Annotated in this window: 15 protein-coding genes; 14 read left to right on the top strand and 1 reads right to left on the bottom strand. The window is 28.9% G+C overall.

Annotation, left to right across the window (positions count from 1 at the left end):
• Window positions 1-36 precede the first annotated feature (36 nt).
• The 4 genes from XO10_RS06615 to XO10_RS06630 are packed head-to-tail and all read left to right on the top strand — an operon-like array spanning window position 37 to window position 3790.
• Complete coding sequence (locus XO10_RS06615) at window positions 37-1251, top strand: MFS transporter (RefSeq protein WP_050899182.1); 1215 nt, start codon at window positions 37-39, stop codon at window positions 1249-1251.
• Between the two features lie 4 nt (window positions 1252-1255).
• The gene (locus XO10_RS06620) at window positions 1256-2020 is read left to right on the top strand and encodes a nucleoside phosphorylase (RefSeq protein WP_014296807.1); all 765 of its coding nucleotides are present in this window, start codon (window positions 1256-1258) and stop codon (window positions 2018-2020) included.
• 40 nt (window positions 2021-2060) lie between these two features.
• A complete protein-coding gene (locus XO10_RS06625; RefSeq protein ID WP_014296808.1) occupies window positions 2061-2843 on the top strand; it encodes a hypothetical protein in 783 nt (260 codons plus the stop codon).
• A gap of 14 nt (window positions 2844-2857) precedes the next feature.
• Entirely contained in the window at window positions 2858-3790 is a 933-nt protein-coding gene (locus XO10_RS06630; RefSeq protein WP_014296809.1) for a hypothetical protein, read from the top strand.
• Between the two features lie 30 nt (window positions 3791-3820).
• Here the strand turns inward: XO10_RS06630 and XO10_RS06635 are convergent, their stop codons facing one another.
• A complete protein-coding gene (locus XO10_RS06635; RefSeq protein WP_014296810.1) occupies window positions 3821-5683 on the bottom strand; it encodes an LVIVD repeat-containing protein in 1863 nt (620 codons plus the stop codon).
• 362 nt (window positions 5684-6045) lie between these two features.
• Between XO10_RS06635 and XO10_RS06640 the strand changes: the two genes are divergently transcribed.
• From XO10_RS06640 to XO10_RS06685, 10 genes are all read left to right on the top strand, one after another.
• Window positions 6046-7944: a hypothetical protein gene (locus XO10_RS06640; protein ID WP_014296811.1), complete on the top strand. Its 1899-nt coding sequence runs from the start codon at window positions 6046-6048 to the stop codon at window positions 7942-7944.
• Between the two features lie 63 nt (window positions 7945-8007).
• Window positions 8008-8733: a hypothetical protein gene (locus tag XO10_RS06645; protein WP_014296812.1), complete on the top strand. Its 726-nt coding sequence runs from the start codon at window positions 8008-8010 to the stop codon at window positions 8731-8733.
• On the top strand, window positions 8730-10103 hold the full coding sequence (locus tag XO10_RS06650; RefSeq protein WP_014296813.1) for a hypothetical protein: 1374 nt from the start codon (window positions 8730-8732) through the stop codon (window positions 10101-10103). The genes XO10_RS06645 and XO10_RS06650 overlap by 4 nt, the downstream gene beginning before the upstream one ends.
• A gap of 12 nt (window positions 10104-10115) precedes the next feature.
• Entirely contained in the window at window positions 10116-11354 is a 1239-nt protein-coding gene (locus XO10_RS06655; protein ID WP_014296814.1) for an isoamylase early set domain-containing protein, read from the top strand.
• A gap of 130 nt (window positions 11355-11484) precedes the next feature.
• Entirely contained in the window at window positions 11485-11820 is a 336-nt protein-coding gene (locus XO10_RS06660; RefSeq protein WP_014296815.1) for a ribosomal L7Ae/L30e/S12e/Gadd45 family protein, read from the top strand.
• Window positions 11813-14026, top strand: a complete 2214-nt coding sequence (gene infB, locus XO10_RS06665; RefSeq protein WP_014296816.1) for a translation initiation factor IF-2 — start codon at window positions 11813-11815, stop codon at window positions 14024-14026. The genes XO10_RS06660 and infB overlap by 8 nt, the downstream gene beginning before the upstream one ends.
• Before the next feature lie 30 nt (window positions 14027-14056).
• The gene (locus XO10_RS06670; protein ID WP_014296817.1) at window positions 14057-14749 is read left to right on the top strand and encodes a hypothetical protein; all 693 of its coding nucleotides are present in this window, start codon (window positions 14057-14059) and stop codon (window positions 14747-14749) included.
• Window positions 14750-14794: 45 nt separating this feature from the next.
• On the top strand, window positions 14795-16057 hold the full coding sequence (locus XO10_RS06675) for a DegT/DnrJ/EryC1/StrS aminotransferase family protein (RefSeq protein WP_014296818.1): 1263 nt from the start codon (window positions 14795-14797) through the stop codon (window positions 16055-16057).
• 196 nt (window positions 16058-16253) lie between these two features.
• Window positions 16254-18098: a nucleoside-diphosphate sugar epimerase/dehydratase gene (locus tag XO10_RS06680; protein ID WP_175421312.1), complete on the top strand. Its 1845-nt coding sequence runs from the start codon at window positions 16254-16256 to the stop codon at window positions 18096-18098.
• Between the two features lie 11 nt (window positions 18099-18109).
• Window positions 18110-19015, top strand: coding sequence for a glycosyltransferase family 4 protein (locus tag XO10_RS06685; protein WP_014296820.1), 906 nt, complete (start codon window positions 18110-18112; stop codon window positions 19013-19015).
• Window positions 19016-19024 lie beyond the last annotated feature (9 nt).

Below are 19024 nucleotides of genomic sequence, written 5' to 3' on the forward strand. Positions count from 1 at the left end.
GAGTATAGTGTGACAAAAAAAGAGAAGAGCTGGGTAATGTATGACTGGGCTAATTCTGCATATTCATTAATAGTAACAACGGCAGTTTTACCGATATTTTTTAAAGAAGTTGCGGCAAAAAATCTTGATGGCTATTTGTCTACTGCATATTGGGGGTATGGAAATACAATAGCAACTATTATTATTGCTTTATTAGCTCCAATTCTTGGAACCGTTGCAGATTATAAAAATTTCAAGAAACGTTTTCTTGTATTTTTCTGGAGCATAGGTGTAATAGCAACATTTTTACTTTCTACTGTTGGTGAAGGTGACTGGTTACAATGTTTGATAATATATATCTTTTCAGCTATAGGTTTTGCAGGAGCTAATATCTTCTATGATTCAATGCTTATTGATGTAACAACTGATGATAGAATGGATTGGGTATCTTCCAGTGGTTTTGCATGGGGATATATAGGAAGTACAATACCGTTTATAATAAGTATGGCAATAATAATGAAACCTGGATTAATAGGTCTTACAAGTACATTGACAGCAACGAGATTGGCTTTTGTTATTACTGCATTATGGTGGGCTATTTTCACAATTCCATTATTAAAAAATGTGCATCAGGAATATTATATCGAAAAATCCTCAACACCGATAAAAGACAGTTTTGAAAGACTTGGAAAAACATTTAAAGAAATTAAAAACTATAGAAATATATTCTTATTCTTATTAGCATATTTCTTCTATATAGACGGTGTTGGAACAATTATAAAGATGGCGACGGTATATGGTAAGGATGTTGGAATTGATACTACACAATTATTAATGGCATTATTTGCAACACAGGTTGTAGCCTTTCCTTTTGCATTGATATATGGTAAATTAGCTCAAAAATGGAATGTAAAAACAATGTTATTTACTGGAATAGCAGTATATACATTTATCACAGTTTATGGATATTTTCTTGATTCAGCTTTTGACTTCTGGGTACTTGCAATGCTTGTTGCAACATCTCAGGGAGGAATACAGGCTCTTAGTAGGTCATTATATGGCAAATTAATTCCAAAGGAAAAATCTGCAGAATTCTTTGGATTTTATAATATTTTTGGGAAATTTGCAGCAATTATAGGACCATTCCTTGTAGGATTTTTTTCGCAAATTACCAAAAGTTCAAGGTTTGGCGTATTAAGTGTGGCTATATTATTTATAATTGGAGCTATATTATTATTAAAGGTTAATGAAAACACCATTGAGGAGGCTTGATTAAATGGGAGAAGATCTTAGATATCACATTAGAATTTATGACCCGGAAAAGGTAGGGAAATATGTATTACTTCCTGGAGATAGAGGAAGGGTAAAAAGAATTGCGAAATATCTTGAAAATGCAGAAGTTGTGGCAGATAACAGAGAATATTTTACAATGACAGGATATTTAAACGGCGAAAAGGTATCTGTAATGTCTACAGGAATGGGTGCTCCATGTATTTCAATAGGAGTTGAAGAATTAAAAACTCTGGGAGTACATACATTTATTAGAATAGGCACAACAGGTGCTTTACAAAAAAATTTAAAATTAGGCGACTCTATAATTCCAACTGCAGCAATTCGTGGCGATGGAACTATGGATTATTATTTGCCAAAATCATTTCCAGCAGTGGGGCATTTTGATGTAATTTCAGCGCTTAAAGAGGCGGCTGGAATTATTGGTAATCCACATCATCTTGGTGTTGTATTATCAACAGACTCGTATTATGGAAGATTTTTTAATACCAAAAAAGCAGCAGAAGATATGGATTTATTTGTAAGAGCAAATACTCTTGCTATAGAAATGGAAGTTTCAGCATTATATGTTCTTGGAAATATCTATAATTTAAGAACAGGTGCTATTATAACAATTAGAGAAGAACTGGGTGAAGATGGAGAGTATAAAAAACAGGCAGGAGAAGAATACGAAAATGGTCTTGAAAAATCAATTCAAATAGCAATAAAAGCAGTAGAGTTATTAATAGAAAAAGATAAAAATATAAAATAAAAAAACTCCCTTTCTGGTTTCAGAAAGGGAGTATTTTTATATGTGTTATAATTACAGTATGAAGAGAAATAAGATTTTAATATTTATAATACTAATACTACAAATTAATATTTTCTCGTATGTCAAAGAAATAGAAATTAAAGATTTATCATATTCTTTTTTTGAAGAATATATTTACCCAATAAATATACAGGGATTTAAAATTGAATATATAAAATTACCAGAGTTTAATATAAATGCTAATTTAAAACAGTTAAAATATCTCAATTTAAAAATAAAAAATATATCTGATAAATATACAAAACTGAACAACTATATTAATCCATTTCAGAAAATTTCATTTGATACCAGAATATCTATAAATGAATACAACGATATAGACATCCAGTTTTTAAATGAAAGTATTTATATAATCTTCCTAAAAATTCCAACAAAATATTATATACCTCAAATAGAAGAAAGTTTATTTTCAGTAAAAATACCTCAAATAAATTTCAATATATCTAAAAAAGGGTTATTTGATGATACATGGGTTCTATATTTTAGAGGTGATTTAAAGATTAAAAATGCAAAATTATATAGCTATTTTGGATATGGGAATGAAAATATTATAATTGACAATGGTGAAAAAAACAAAACAGAATTTATATACATTGAATACATAGAAAAAAGCAGTAAAATAATCTTTAATTATAATAATTTTGGGAAATATTACAAAGCGCTATTAAAAGCCATAAAAACGTATAATAAAATTAATTTTTCATTTAATATATCTGAAAAATTAAAACCTTCAATAAGTGTTGCATACACAAAAAATTTTTAAAACGGGGTGAAATAATGAATAGAAAAAGAAGTGTGTATTACTGGCAGGAAAGGAGTATATTAAAATACTTAAACAAAGAATGGATAGAACATGCAGTATTTAAAATAGAATCTGAAGGTGTAGAAGGAATTGGAGCAGGAACACCTAATCCTGATTTTGGTGAAACATATAAAACAACAATGGCAATAATTGAAAAAATGAGAAAATTAACCGAGGAATGGGAGGATTTAAATAATTATGCGGATTTTGAAAAGGTAATGAATCAGATAGTTAAATTTGATATGTCCTCGAAAACAGCAGTGGAACTTTCAATTGCTGATTATATATTAAATTCAAAATCATTAGATTTATCAAGTGTGCTGTTCTCAAAAAATAAAAATAATACAGAGATATTTAAAATATACTTTCATAAAAATATGAGTTATGCTGTTTTTGGAGAAATAAAATTTCCAGAAATTTTAAAAATAGAGTTTTTGGAAAAGATGAATTTTGAAGAAATTGAAAAATATAAGAAGTTTGTTGATAAATATCCAATCTGGTTAGACTTTAAAGGATTATACAATCATTATGAAATTAAACAGATACTTAAAATATTTAAAAATGATAATATAGTAGCTTTAGAACAACCGTTGCCAGTTGGAAACGAAAGTGCTGTTGTTGATTTATTAGGAAATTACGATATATTCTGGGATGAATCATTTAAGACGCTTCAGGATATATTTAAATTAAAGGATTATGCAACAGGGTTTGTTTTTGAAATTACAAAATTTGGGGGATTATTAAAAACAGCAGAATACTTAAACGTTATTAGAGATATAGGACTTGAAACAGTTATTTCTTCAAGAATAGAGCATCCGTTAAACCTCAAATGGGCAAAAAAAATACAAAAATCCTTTGATTATATAGACCTAAATTATGAGCATTATATAGAAAAGACTTCAAAATAAGAAATAGGCTGGATTTCTCCAGCCTATTTCTTATTTTGCGATGCCGTTAAATATACCCCATGGCATATCTTTAACTATTTCAGGATTCGAAGGATCAGAAATATCTGCTATAATTATGCCGTTTTTGTAATCAGCAATATATGCATAATTTCCAGAAATGTTTATATATAGCGTAACATCTTTTGAGTTTATATGTCCTTTTTCCTGAATATTATTTATATCAGAAATATCAAATATTTTCATTCCATCCCATAAAGCAGCGACATATAAATAATTTCCGGAAATATTAAGTGAATATATATAATTGTCAAAAGATAAAGTGGTTATTTTTTCAATATTTGAAATATCAGAAATACTATAAATATCGATACTTTTATTTGCTAAAGCAGCATAAAGGTAATTATTATTTACATATATGTCTCTTATTGAATCAGCTAAATCGATAATTTTTAGTAATTCTGGATTATTAATATCTTTAATATTAAAAATATATAAATGCTTATTATAATCACCCAAATATAAATAATCATCTTTAGCAAATACATTTCTAATATTTTCTGTTGTAGTAATCTTATTTATTATCGTTGGACTTCCAGGTATTGTTGTATCAAATATATATGTTTCCGTTGATAAATTTGTAACATATAATTTAGTTCCATCCATACTCAAATCAAATGTGGATTTTGATAGAGATGTTTGAGAAACAATGGTACTTTCTTCTGTATTTGAAATATCCAAGGTTTCTAATCCATTATAACCACCAGCAATATATGCAAAATCATCATAAAAAAGTATATTCTTTGGATATCCTGTTATATTTAATGTTTTTATAAATTCAGGATTTTTAGGATCTTCAACATTAAAAATCTTAATACCATCATATAGGTCTAAAGTAAATAAATAATTATCTTTAACACCTAAATTATATACAGCAGTTCCCAACATATAATGTGAAATCTCTTTTAGGTTATTAATATCTGAAATATCGACTATTTTTAGACCATCATCACCGGCAAGGTATAAAATGCTATTTTCCAGATAAAAGTCTTTATATGTACCCATTCCACCATATAAACCTATTTGTTTTATATTATCAATATCTGAAATATCATAAATTTTAACACCAGCATCGGAAGAAAATAGATAGTTTCCACTGATGTATAAATAAACTACATAGGTTCCCTCGTGTTTTAAAGTTGTTATTTGTTCAATATTTTCAGGATCAGAAATATCAATAACAACTATGCCATTTTGACTATCAGCAATAAATGCATAATTGTCTTTTACAGTTACATATTGACTATATCCGTCTGTATCAAAGTTAGTAATTTTCTCGACATTATTTATGTCAGAAATATCAAAAATTTCAATTCCTGAAGATCCTTCAGCAACAAAAGCATAATTGTCTTTAATAAAAATAGAATATGCAAGATCAGAAGTATTGAATTCCGTTAAAGATTTAATATTTTTGGGATCAGAGATATCAAAAATTTTTATACCTCCGTCTCCAGCTGCAATAAATAAAAGATTGTTTTTTACAAATAAATCACCACTGTAACCACCGAATATATAATCTTTCAATAATAGAGGTTTTTTAGGATCAGAGATATCGAAAACTGATAATAGATTGTTACCAACAGCGAAAATATAATTGTCTTTTTTATATAGATCAAATAATTCATGAGTTAACTCGAGATGTGATAATAAAGTAAGTTTAGAGGTATCGCTTACATCAAATAAATTAAGTCCATCATATCCAGCCAGCGCTAAAATTTCATAAGTGGGTTCTTCGTTTTCGGTATTATCAGAGGGTTTTTCTTCTGTTTGGACACATGCATACATAAAAAACATCATAGAAATAACTAATAAAACAACAAAAAGTTTTTTAAACATACTTTTCCCTCCTATAAATGATATTTATACATTCCAATTATAATATTATTTTAAAAATAAGTAAACATCAATACAAATAAATTATAATTGATTATAGTTGTTTACAAATAATTAAATAATTATTATTAAAAAAAATAAATAGATGTATTTTTACCAGTAATATTTATTGCTTATATAAAATGATAAAAATAATATCAATATTAAATTGCATTTAAGAAAATTTGTAATAATTACCATTATTTACCAATAATATGAAATAAAATGGTTTAATAACCAAAAATAGACTTTATATATATTTTTTGAAGTTGTATAATAGTAACGCAACATAATTATTACAAATTTTTGTTATAGGAGGGGGACAGATGAAAAAGGCAGTATTTATTTTAAGTTTATTGGTAGTTTTATCTATGGTATTTGTAGGATGTTTTCCAAAGCCTAAAGAGCCTATAAAATTGGAAGATGGTTATTATCTTTATTTTTCTAATAGCGAATGGAATTTTAGTTTAATTCCTGATTGGAAGTTTGTAAAACAGGATGATGGAACATATAAATTAGAAATTTCTGGTTTGGATTTAGCAGAAAATGTACCAGCACCTAAAAATGCTGAAAAAGTATGGTGGTGGAAAGTTGTTCAAATTACAGGAGATAGTTCTATAGCTTACGGTGGATTTGAAAAAAATGATCCAAGTGTTCCAATGGATCCTGATATAGCAAAGAATATGGATAAGGTTGTATTTTATTTTGATCCTTCAGCAGATACAACAACAGATCACAAAACAATAGCAGGAGTTATGGGAGATAATACAAAAGATGCATCAACTATATATTTTGTAGGTTCTCCAACAGGTTGGGATTTTGTTGAAATGACTAATGGTACTTATATAGTTGATACAACAAAAATATCTTCCAGAACAATATTTGGACCAGAAAATCCTATGGGATTCAAAATTTCTTTAGGTTATGATCATTGGGATAAAACAGATGAAGAAAAACCTTTTTTCTTTACACAAGGACATTATTATGGAGTTGGTACAGGAAACGAATATAAATATTTCACTGAAGGAAATTATGTAATGGGAGCAAAAGTTACATTTGATCCACATTTTTCAAAATTAACAGTTGAACCACTTGAAAATATTTCAACAATTTCTAGCGTAATAGATAAAATCGATTCTGAAGGTACAATAGAAGCAACTAGTGTTGGGGTAGTTAATTATAAGTACAGTACATATGTTTTTATTCAAGATTCCAGTCGAGGAATTGAAGTATATAAACCATATAATATAGAAGATTTGAAAGTTGGAGATCTTATATATGTAGAGGGCAGTGCAAAGAAATATGAAGATACTTACGAATATTCTTTAAATAATTCAGCTACTGTTACAGTGTTAAAATCAAATATAATTTTAGATCCAGAAGATATTACAGGAATAGAAATAAAGGATAATTGGAATTATTATGGGAAATTAGTAAAATTTAAAGGGATATGTAAAGAAGCTGATGATAATTATGGCAATGCAACTTTTGAATCTGAAAATGCAACTATAGTTGTAAAAAATTATGTAGGAAAAGAATTTGTAGAAGGAATAAAATATACAATAACAGGTGTGGTTATGTATAATCATGACCAATTAAAAGTTGTTCCAAGAAAAACATCAGATATTGCAGCACCAGGTCAGATAATAATAGATGGTGATTTATCCGATTGGACAGATTATGCAACAAAAACAGTTCTTGATGATGCTGATGATGATAGTAAATGGGGAGAATCAAATGATATTAATTGGTTGGGATTTGCAAATGATGACGAATATTTATATATAGGTGCTAAATATAAGGCTTCAAGTAATGGATTTATTGTATATGTTTCAAAAGAAGGAGCTACCGGTGGAGCAACAGATATGAATTTTGGAGCTTGGCCACGAGTTATCCAGACACAAGAAGGAACACCTATACATTTCTTTATAGCTTCATGGGAACATGGAGATCCTCAATTGTGGACAGTAGATAGTACCACAACAAAAACTCAGCATGATGAATATATAGTATCAAAAACTAATACAGATCCTATAATGGAAGTAAAAATAAAATTATCAGATCTTGGTTTAAGTAAGGGAGATAAGATTAAATTTGTAGGAACTATTGTTGGAGGAGATAATGCTTCTGCACCTGATACCACACCAGATAATCCATATCCAGATGGTTGGAATTGGAATGTACCTTTAACAATTGTTAATATGCAAGAATATACCGTTCAATAAATTCAATACATCCCCACCTCAATTTTGGGGTGGGTTTTTTTAAAGGAAGTGGAGGTGATTTTTTTGAGGAAAGTTTTAATTTTAATACTTTTTTCTATTTTTTTATTTTCTGGATGCTTAATGAATATTTTGGGATTATCTGTACCTGAAGGGTTATACGTTGGTTATGATGGAAATAACTGGATGCAGACGGATGATAAAACGCTTATAGAAAATAGTAAATTTGTTTATGATGCGAATTTAAAATTATATAAGGTAACAATAGATAAAGAAAAAATAAATTTTGGAGAAATCCAAAATAATGATTCAATATTTAAAATGGGATATTATAAGGTTTATTATGTAAAGAATGATGGCAATATTGCATCCAATAGTATTCCTATTTTAGAAACTGCTGCAACTGAAGATAAAATAACAATATATTTAGATCTTGAAAGATTAAGTGAAGGGAAATCCACAGGTATTGGCGATGATACAAAACTCAATATGGAATGGTATTTTGCAGGAACTCCAAATAATTGGACTCCTGAAAAAATGACAAAAAAAGATGATTATTTTGAAATTACAATAAACAAAACATATAATGCAAATGATAGTATTGAATACAAAATTCCACCATCTACAACATGGATGCCATGGCAGATGATTTTCAATGGTGAGGTGTATTCAGATTCATCTCAAAATCAAAGATATACATTTAAAAGCAATGTAAATGGTTTTACAGTTAAGTTTTATCCACTGATAGGTAAGGTTGATATTGTTGAATTAAAGGTTGGTGATTCTCAATGAAAAAAATCATGATCTATATTTTGTTGATTATTCCATTAATTGCGTTTTCTCAGGTGGGAATTAATGCTAATGTTGAAAGTTCGTGGACATATGATTTTGAAGCCTCACCAACTCAATTTTATTGGAATGGTATGAAATTTGATATTTATTTAAAACCAGATTCAACAAACTTTTTTGGCTCATTTAATTTGAATAGAGGGGATGACAATAATTATTATGTAACCGATGGAGAATTTGAATTTAAATTTGATTCCAATAAAATTACAACATTCTGGAAGAAGAAAAGCGTTAATACTACCGATTGGATTAATGCTTTCAATAATGAAAAAATTGGTGCTGTAAATGGTTTAAAAGCTAATTTTGATATATCGTTATTTTCTTTAGAAACATATTTAGTAAAAAGAGAAAGTGAAAATTCTTCTTTGTTTATTTCTCAAATTAGAGGAATACCTTTTGGACAACTTTATTATAGCTATATATATGGTAGAGAGTTTTATACAAAATATATTTATACAGATTGGAGAATGTTTGATTTTAATTTTACTCAGGATAATTTTCAATTATTGGGTGAATTTGGATATTCATATGAAAAAGGAGTTTTTTATTTAGAGGATAATTATTTTATTTTTCTTGGTAATAGGCTTAATTACAAAGATTTTGAGACTGCTGTTTATTTAAAATATTTATCTCCTGAATTTGATAAAAAATATCTTCCAGATAGTTTTAAACAAAACGTTTATGGAGAGGTAAAAGTAAAAAATATAGGAGTTTCTTCTGAAGTAAATTATTCTTTTGAAGATAATACACTTTCTTTTGATAAATTTAGTATTGATTATATAAAAAATTATTTAAAAATAAATGATTTTAATTATCTTTATGTTGGCCTGGCTAAAAATTTTGATTTAAACAAATCAGAAATAGCATTAAATTTACCATTTCATTTTAATAATATGTTTGATTTAACAGTTTCTGGTTATAAAAAGGGTATGGAAGATAATTGGTCTAATATAAAGAAATATTCAGATTTTGCTATTTCGGCAAACATGAAAGGTAATTTTATGAATACTTATTATAATTTATTGTATATTTTTGGAAATAAAAATGTTGAGATAGAAGATAGCGTGGTATATAGTGGAGGTTTTTCGGAAGTTCTATATGGTTCTGTTTCGAGAGGATTTGGAGACGTAAACTTTTTTATTAAGGGAATGTATATATATGGTGCAATAGAAAGATATAAAACATTATATGCCGAAGCTAAGTATACAGGTTTTTCAAATTCTGAGATTATTTTATCATTAGGCGACGGAAACTTTGGAGCAAGCAAAAATTTTTCAAAAAGAATCTCATTAACTGTAAAAACAGGATTTTAGGAGGTGTAATGGGTGAAAAGAATATATGTTATTTTAATTGTATTAATTATGGGTATTTCTGTTTTTTCAAAGATTTATATAGATAATAATATGGTTGTTTTTGAATATAAAGATATAACAGCATCTGCAGTTTATCTTGCAGGTAGCTTTAATAACTGGAATTCATCTGCTTTATTAATGAAAAAAGTAAATAATGGAGTATGGAGAATAGCAATAAAACTTTCTCCTGGTGAATATCAGTATAAATTTGTTATAAATGGAAGTGATTGGAAGGAAGACCCTGAAGCCCCGGGATATGTGCCTGATGGATTTGGTGGGAAAAATGGAGTTTTTACTTTAGTATTAGAAAATGGAACATTAAAAATCAAAAAAGCAGAAAAAGAGACAAATAATATATTATCTGGAGGATATAAGTTTAGTTTAAATTCTAAAATAGATAAGGATACTTTTTCGTTAAAAACTCCAGAAATAAATCATGAATTTATTTTAACAATTAATCCAGATAAAGGTAATATGAAATTTGAAGCAAATTTATATGCAGATAATACAAACTGGCAATTTAAATTAAAATCATTAAAGATAAATTGGGAAAACGAAAAATATCTCTTTGGAATATATAACAATGCAGCTTCTAATAATTTATGGAATTTTTATGAAGAAAATATAGAAAAAACGAATATAGGTTTTTATGGAGGAATAAAAACTTCTGTATTAGATATAACTCTTGATATTTATTCAAAAAATAACAATATTCAATATATGTTATTATCAAAAACAAGTATGGAAGACATAAATGGTTATTTTGGATATATTCCAGCTACAGATGATTCATCTATGAATATTTATGCAAGAGTTAAATACTTAAATATTGGTATTGAAGGGAAATATTCAGATTCCTTAGAATATGTAAAAGGAGATTATGAAAATGATGATCTTTATTTTGAAGGAATGTATGAATTTGATAAGAAAAATGTAGTTTTATATTCTGAGATATTATCTTTATCAAATATTTATACGGAATATAATACATCAGAAAAAACATATTTTGTAGAAGTTAATTTAAATATACCGGTTTTAAGTAATTTAAATGGTATTGGGAATTTACATTATGACAATGATGGAAATATAGGTTATAATGCAGGTATAAAATTGATTGAAGATGAAAATTCTGTAAGTATAACATTAGGACATAAATTTGATGAAGGTTTTAAAGATTATTATTTTATGTTTAATGCAAGTGCTGAATTCTAACCCCTGAAACATCAGGGGTTATTTTTTTGTTAAGGGACTGTTATTTAATATGCATATTGCTGTGAAGATTTTATTATTCACATTTTATATGTTATAATAATTGTAGAAAGAAGAACGGAGGTATTAAAGAATGAATGAACAAAAGATTGTAAATCTTTTGGGATTTGCTGCAAGGATGCGAAAAATAATATTTGGAAAAGATAATATAAGAGAATATATAAGAAATCCAAGAAAAAGATATAAGTTTATTGTTATTGCATCTGATACAGGTGAGTCTATAAAAGAAGATACAATAAAAAGATGTCAATCACATAGAGTTCCATATGTTCTTTTAAAAGATTTTACAAAGGAAACACTTGGTAAGTCTCTTGGAAGAGATGAAATCAGTGTTGTTGGAGTATTGGATGAGAATATAGTAAAAGGATTAATCGATGTAGCAAATGTTGGAGGTGATTCGAATGTCTAAGACACGAGTATATCAATTAGCCAAGGAATTTGGAAAGAATTCCAGAGAATTTCTAGAAGAATTAAGAGAATTGGGATATGATTTAAAAAGCCATATGTCATCACTTGAAAATAATGAGGTTGAGGCCATAAAAGAATATTTTGAAGAGAAGAAAAAGGAAGCAGAAGAAAAGAAGAAAGCTGAGAAAAAGAAACAGGAATCACAGCAATCAAAAGAAAAAAAGCATTTTAAAGAGAAAAAGGATTTTAAAAAAGATCATAAAAAGGATAAAAAGAATAAGAATAAAAATAAGAAGTTCAATAAAAATAATAAACCTGATTTTGTAAAAGAAGAAAAGAAAAATGAAGAAAAAAGCGAGGAAGAAGATATTAAAGAAGTAAAGATAACTAAATCAGAATTAAAGTTAGATATTCTTGCAAAAAAACTTGGGAAAGGTCAAAATGATATTATAAAAGCTTTCTTTATGAAAGGAAAGATATTGAGACCAGGGCAGGCTTTATCAGAATCTGAAGCAGAAGAGATTGCAATGATGTTTAATACATTGCTTGATATTGTTGAAGAAACAGCAGAAGTATCAGAATCAACTCCAGCAAATAAAGAAGGTAAAGTTGATCCAGAAGAAGAATTAAAGGAATTCTGGAAGAAGTTATATGAAGAAAAAGAGGATAAACTCGTTGAAAGAGCTCCAGTTGTTACTATTATGGGGCATGTTGATCATGGTAAGACAACTTTGCTTGATAATATTAGAAATACAAGGGTTGCTGAAAAAGAAGCTGGAGGAATTACGCAGTCTATAGGTGCTTATCAGGTAAATTATGAAGGAAGAAAAATTACATTTATTGACACTCCAGGACACGAAGCTTTTACAGAAATGAGAGCTCGTGGTGCTCAGGCTACAGATATTGTTGTGTTAATTATAGCTGCTGATGACGGTGTTATGCCTCAAACAATTGAAGCATATAATCACGCCAAAAATGCTAATGTTCCTATAATTGTGGCAATAAACAAGATAGATAAACCAAATGCAAATATTGAATTAACAAAACAGCAAATGGTTGCAAAATTAAATCTTATTCCAGAAGACTGGGGTGGAGATACAATTACAGTTCCTATTTCAGCTAAGGCTGGTCAGGGAATTGATGAATTGCTCGAAATGATTCTTCTGGTTGCAGAAATGCAGGAAATTAAATGTTATCCAGAGGGATTGGCAAGAGGAGTTATTATTGAAAGTAAACTCGATAAATTTCTTGGTCCTGTTGCAACTGCAATAATCAAAGATGGAAAATTAAAGGTTGGAGATTATTTTGTAGCTGGAAGTACATTTGGTAAGGTTAGAAGAATGATAGACCCAAATGGAAAGAATGTTAAGGTTGCAGGGCCATCTGATCCTGTGCAGATTTTGGGTTTTGAAGAAGTTCCTGATATGCATTCAATTCTTTATGGTGTGAAAACTTTACATGAAGCAAGAGAATATGTTGAAAAGAAGAAGGAATTAGAAGAAAAAACTGTTCAGAAAAGACATATACGTCTTGAAGATGCATTAAAAATGATGCAGGAAGAAGGAGAACAGAAGATATTAAATATTATTTTAAAAGCAGATACATTTGGATCTCTTGAAGCATTAAAGAATGCAATAGCTAAATTGCAAAATCCAGAAATTGAGTTACAGGTGATTCATGGCGGTATAGGTGCTATAACAAAGAGTGATGTTATGCTTGCAACAGCTTCAGATGCTGTTATTCTTGGATTCAGGGTTAAAGCAGATAGTAGCGCTGTAAAGTTTGCTGAACAGGAAAGAATTCAGATAAAGAGATATGATATAATCTTTAATTTAATAGATGATCTTAAAAAAGCATTACAGGGTATGCTTGAACCTGAAGAAAAAGAAGAGATTACAGGTTATGGTGAAGTTAAACAGGTATTTAGAATTAAAAAGGTTGGTAACATCGCCGGTATTCAATTAAAAGAAGGATATGTTGAAAGAGACGGTGGAGTAAGATTATATAGAGGCGGAAAGCTTGTATATGATGGAAAGCTTGAATCTTTGAGACATTATAAGGATGAAGTAAAGAGAATAGAAGCTCCAAAGGAATGTGGTGTAAAAATCCTTAATTTTGATGATATTAACGAAGGAGACGAAATGGAATTCTATAAATTTATTCAGGTTGAAAGAACACTTGAATTTGGAAAAAAGGAAGAAGAATAAAAAAATTAATAAATGCAGGGAAGTGATTTTATGAAAAAGCTTCTTTTAACGCTAATTTTATTTGTAAATGTGATGTTTTTTGGTTTTGAAACATTATTGCCTTCAGGAGAGGTATTAGATGAAGGGATTTTGAAAATTGATACAATCACTCCCGGAGTTGCAGCTATTAGATATGGGTTATTTGGAATTATGGAAGTTGGTGTTTCAACAAGCAATGGAGGAGCCTATATTAAAGTTGGAAGTAATAAGATGGGAGATCTTCCTCTGGCAGGTTCTGTTTCTTTTGGTTTTGAAGGTGTGGAAAGTGCCCACATAATAGGAAATATTTCTTATATAAGCGATTCGTTAAAACTATCTGTGGGGACAGACTATACACAAAAAATGGAAACAGAATTTAATGAAACAACACAGGAGCCGAAAACTATTATCGATTCATATTTCAATATTTTCGGAGGGTTAAATTATTTAATAAGTAGCGACGAAAAGACGGATAAGTTTTTAAATATTGAAGTAACAACAGGATTTAAAAGCAATGGAACTGAATATGGTATAGCTGGTTATATTTATGGAATTCAGTCATTTAAAAAGTTCTGGTTGTTTAATAAGGTAAATGTTTTTGGTGGATTGGCTGTGGTAAATCCATCAATTCCTCCAAATATTCTGGAAAATTTCAGAGTAGTTTTTGGACTGAATACAGAAATAAATCTATTTGGAAATAAATAAGCTCGCATTCATGCGAGCTTCTTTTAGTATGAGGGGGTATTGTTTATGAATGTTCCACTTTCTGATGCAAGTTTAACAGAAGAAGAAAAAAAGATATTATTAAATGTTTTTAGAAGAAAAAGATTGGCTTTGGGGTCATTTTTAAATAAATTTGAGGAAAAGATGAAAGAGTATTTTAATGTTGATTATGCCGTTGCTGTAAACAGCGGAACGTCTGCTTTACATTTGATTTTAAGGTCATTGGGAATAAAGGAAAATGAAGGAATGATAGTTACGCCGTTTACATTTATAGCTTCATCAAATGTTGCCATGTTTGAAAGAGCACATCCTGTGTTTATTGATATTGATCCAGAAAATTATAATATTGATATTGAAAAGATAGAATTAACCCTTAATGATATAGATCATCCATTATGGAAAAGGATTAAAGGTTTAAAGGATATAACTTTTTTTATGGGGGTTGATATTTTTGGTCAACCTCTCGATTGGGATAGATTTTTTGAGTTGAATAAAAAATATAATTGGAAGGTTGTTGAAGATTCTTGTGAAGCTATAGGGGCAAAATACAAGGATAGAATGGTTGGAACGCTTGGTGAAGCGGGGACGTTTGCTTTTTATCCTAATAAGCAGATTACTACCGGTGAAGGTGGTATGATTATTACCAATAATGAAGAGATAGCGAAGCTTTCAAGGTCTATGGCAAATCAGGGCCGCGGTGATTCATATGAATGGCTGGAACATGTTAGATTGGGGTATAATTATAGAATGGATGAATTATCAGCAGCTCTGGGATATGTTCAAATGAAGAGACTTGATGAAATACTGGAAAAAAGGGAAAATGTAGCAAAGAATTATTATGAATTATTTAAGGAAGAGGATAGAGTAATATTACCTCATGTTGAGGAATATACAACAAAGCCAAGCTGGTTTGTATTTGTTGTTCGTCTTTCCCTGGATTGGATTTCAAATTTTATTGATATTCCAGAATATATGAAAAGTTTTGATTTACCTTTGTATATTCCAGATAATGAAAGGGAATTCTGGAAGAGTAAGGTTCTGGAAATAAGGGAAATTACTTATGATATAATAAAACAATTAAATGCAGTTGGAATTCAGGCAAAAAACTATTTTTCTCCTGTGCATTTACAGAAATTTTATAGGGATTTATATGGTTATGAATATGGTGATTATCCTGTAACTGAATTAATTTCATCGTTGACGATAGCTATTCCTTTTTATACTGAGCTTGATTTTGAAAAGCAGCAATATGTTGTGGAGAATTTTAGAAATATACTTAATAATTATTGAGATTTATACATTTTGAAAATTTTTTGTGTTGTTGATTGTTTCTCTTTGAGAATTTTCACCTGCTTGAATGAACTTTTTTATGAATGTTTTCTTAACTAATTTTCCAATAATTATGTATGGTTATTGGAAAACCTGATGTATAATAATTGAAATAGTTTGTAATTTCAGAAAATAAAAAATTAAAAAGGTGGAGAGTATGAAAAGAAAAGCACTTTTGATGGTTCTTGATTATATTATATTTTTTGTAAGTTATATAATAGCCCTATTTTTCAGATTTCAAACTGACTATGTTGAAATGGAAAAGTATATATTGCCGATATTTTTGTTTCCGGCAATAATGATTCTGGTTATGTATGTGAATAAAATATATGACCAGATATGGAGATTTGCTACTTTAAAGGAAATAAAGCCTATTGTATATTCAGCATTTACGGGATATCTTTTAAATTTTCTTGTTGTTGAGGCAATTAGAAGACTATTTTTTAAATCTTTTTCATTGCCTCTTACAGTAGGGTTTATAACTGCCCTTTTAGGAAGTATTCTGGTTATTGGGAGCAGGACATGGTGGTTTTCAAAGAATAAACATATAGAAAATCATTATCCTGATAATAGAAAGAATATTCTTATTATTGGTGCTGGTGAAGCCGGGGTTGAATTGCTGGATGAGTTTTTAAGAAATCCAGAAAATGGTGTTGTTAAAGGATTTTTGGATGATGATGAAATTAAGATTGGAAGATTAATAAGAGGGATTCCTGTTTTAGGGAAAACAAATGAAGTAATGGATTATGTTGAAAAGCTAAAAATAAATGAGGTTATAATTGCTATTCCTTCCGCAACATCAGAGGAATTAAAGAGGATTATTAGTAATATTGATACAAAACGAGTTAGATTAAAAACATTACCAGGTTTGTTTGAGATATTAAATAATAAAGTATCGTTGGGATTTTTGAGGGATGTTAATATAGAGGATTTACTTGGTAGAAAGGAAATAAAGGTTAATTTTGATGAAATAGGTTTTTATATAACCAATAAAACTGTTTTGGTTACAGGTGCTGGTGGTAGTATTGGTTCTGAAATTTGTCGTCAGGTTGCAGCGTTAAATCCTGAGAAATTATTGATTTTAGGTCGTGGTGAAAATAGTATATTTAAAATAAACAGGGAATTAAAAGAAAAGTTCCCTAATTTAAAAGTTGTTGAAATTATCAGCGATGTAGCCAATGAAGATAGAATGGAAGAGGTATTTAAAAGATTTTCGCCAGATGTTGTTTTTCATGCTGCCGCACATAAGCATGTTCCCTTAATGGAAAAGAACCCTTCTGAGGCTTTTAGGGTTAATTCATATGGGACTTATATACTCGCCAGGTTGTCAGATAAATATGATGTTTCACATTTTGTTTTTATTTCAACTGATAAGGCAATAAATCCAACATCTATTATGGGAAGTTCCAAACGACTTGGAGAAATAATAATCAGGTCTATTTCCAGAAGGTCAAAGACACATTTTGGAATTGTTAGATTTGGAAATGTTCTGGGAAGTAGAGGCAGCGTTGTGCCGATTTTTAAAGAACAAATAAAAAATGGTGGTCCTGTGACAGTTACACATCCAGATATGAAAAGATATTTTATGACTATACCTGAAGCTGTAGCATTGGTATTGCAAGCAGGAGCTTTTGCAAATAAGGGAGAAGTATTTGTGTTTGATATGGGAAAACCTATATCCATAGATTATCTTGCACGAGAGATGATAAGATTATCCGGGTATATTCCAGATCAGGATATTAAAATTGTCTATACAGGAATAAGGAATGGTGAAAAATTATATGAGGAATTATTTCTGGATTCTGAAGAGTTTTTAAAAACGCCAAATGATAGAATATATATTTTAAAAGAGAATAAGATTTTAAATGAGAAAGAATTAGATAATTTGATTTTAAAAATAGAAAGAACCTTTAAAGCTAATGATTTTAAACTTATGAATAGTATAATAAAAGAATATATTCCAGAGGCAACTGCAAAGGTTATAATAGATGTTGCATATTAAGGGGTGTTTAGATGCATTATTTAGGAGTTTTTTTCTTATCAATTATAATTACATATATAATGATTCCAGTTGCAAAGAACATGGGGATAGTGGATAAACCAGATGAAACTTTGAAGATTCATGAGAAAGCAACACCATATCTTGGAGGATTGGCAATATATCTTTCCAGCATATTTTTTATACATGATTTAAAATTTGTATTTTTCAGTTCTCTTCTGATGTTTCTTGGATTAATAGACGATATAAAAGATGTATCACCAAAAATTCGTTTATTAGTAGAATTTGTAATAATTATCGCAACACTTATTCCCTTTTATTCTACTATAGGCATTATTTATTTCTTCTTGCTTATAATACTTGGTGTAGCCTTGATTAATGCAGTTAATATGATTGATGGAATGGATGGAATATGTGGAGGAAATACATTATTTGTTATTTTGTTTTTAAGCATTATTTCCAAACAATACGATTATATATTTATAGTTGCGGCAATAGCAGGATTTTTAATCTTTAATTTTTATCCAGCTAAGATATTTCTTGGTGATGCAGGTTCGTATTTTCTTGCATATACCATATTTTATTTGATGGTAATTATGACCAATAATCATGGATTTGGCGGATTTGCAATTTCTGTGATTGTTTCAGCATTGTTTTATACCGATTTGTTTTTCAGTTTTTTAAGGAGAATTCTCAATCACCGTTCTCCATTTTCCGGGGATAGGGATCATATATATGATAAAATAAAAAAGAGATATAAAATATCTGTTAAAACAACAGCAATAATAACCTATGTTTTTTCATTTTTATTTGGTATAATTGGTATCATCAGCTGGGACTATCCATATTTAGGCGTAAGTTTAGCCTTTTTGGAGTACCTATTTTTGGGAATATACTTTAAGTTATATTCCTACGATTAATGGAGGTAA

The organism is Marinitoga sp. 1135 (genome assembly GCF_013363245.1).
In the GTDB taxonomy this organism is placed as follows: Bacteria; Thermotogota; Thermotogae; order Petrotogales; family Petrotogaceae; genus Marinitoga; species Marinitoga piezophila.

Excerpts from the sequence above, each read along its gene's own strand:
- XO10_RS06615 (WP_050899182.1), top strand. The coding sequence starts at position 37 with ATGTATGACTGGGCTAATTCTGCATATTCATTAATAGTAACAACGGCA.
- XO10_RS06620 (WP_014296807.1), top strand. The coding sequence starts at position 1,256 with ATGGGAGAAGATCTTAGATATCACATTAGAATTTATGACCCGGAAAAG.
- XO10_RS06625 (WP_014296808.1), top strand. The coding sequence starts at position 2,061 with ATGTGTTATAATTACAGTATGAAGAGAAATAAGATTTTAATATTTATA.
- XO10_RS06630 (WP_014296809.1), top strand. The coding sequence starts at position 2,858 with ATGAATAGAAAAAGAAGTGTGTATTACTGGCAGGAAAGGAGTATATTA.
- XO10_RS06635 (WP_014296810.1), bottom strand. The coding sequence starts at position 5,683 with ATGTTTAAAAAACTTTTTGTTGTTTTATTAGTTATTTCTATGATGTTT.
- XO10_RS06640 (WP_014296811.1), top strand. The coding sequence starts at position 6,046 with ATGAAAAAGGCAGTATTTATTTTAAGTTTATTGGTAGTTTTATCTATG.
- XO10_RS06650 (WP_014296813.1), top strand. The coding sequence starts at position 8,730 with ATGAAAAAAATCATGATCTATATTTTGTTGATTATTCCATTAATTGCG.
- XO10_RS06660 (WP_014296815.1), top strand. The coding sequence starts at position 11,485 with ATGAATGAACAAAAGATTGTAAATCTTTTGGGATTTGCTGCAAGGATG.
- infB (WP_014296816.1), top strand. The coding sequence starts at position 11,813 with ATGTCTAAGACACGAGTATATCAATTAGCCAAGGAATTTGGAAAGAAT.
- XO10_RS06670 (WP_014296817.1), top strand. The coding sequence starts at position 14,057 with ATGAAAAAGCTTCTTTTAACGCTAATTTTATTTGTAAATGTGATGTTT.
- XO10_RS06675 (WP_014296818.1), top strand. The coding sequence starts at position 14,795 with ATGAATGTTCCACTTTCTGATGCAAGTTTAACAGAAGAAGAAAAAAAG.
- XO10_RS06680 (WP_175421312.1), top strand. The coding sequence starts at position 16,254 with ATGAAAAGAAAAGCACTTTTGATGGTTCTTGATTATATTATATTTTTT.
- XO10_RS06685 (WP_014296820.1), top strand. The coding sequence starts at position 18,110 with ATGCATTATTTAGGAGTTTTTTTCTTATCAATTATAATTACATATATA.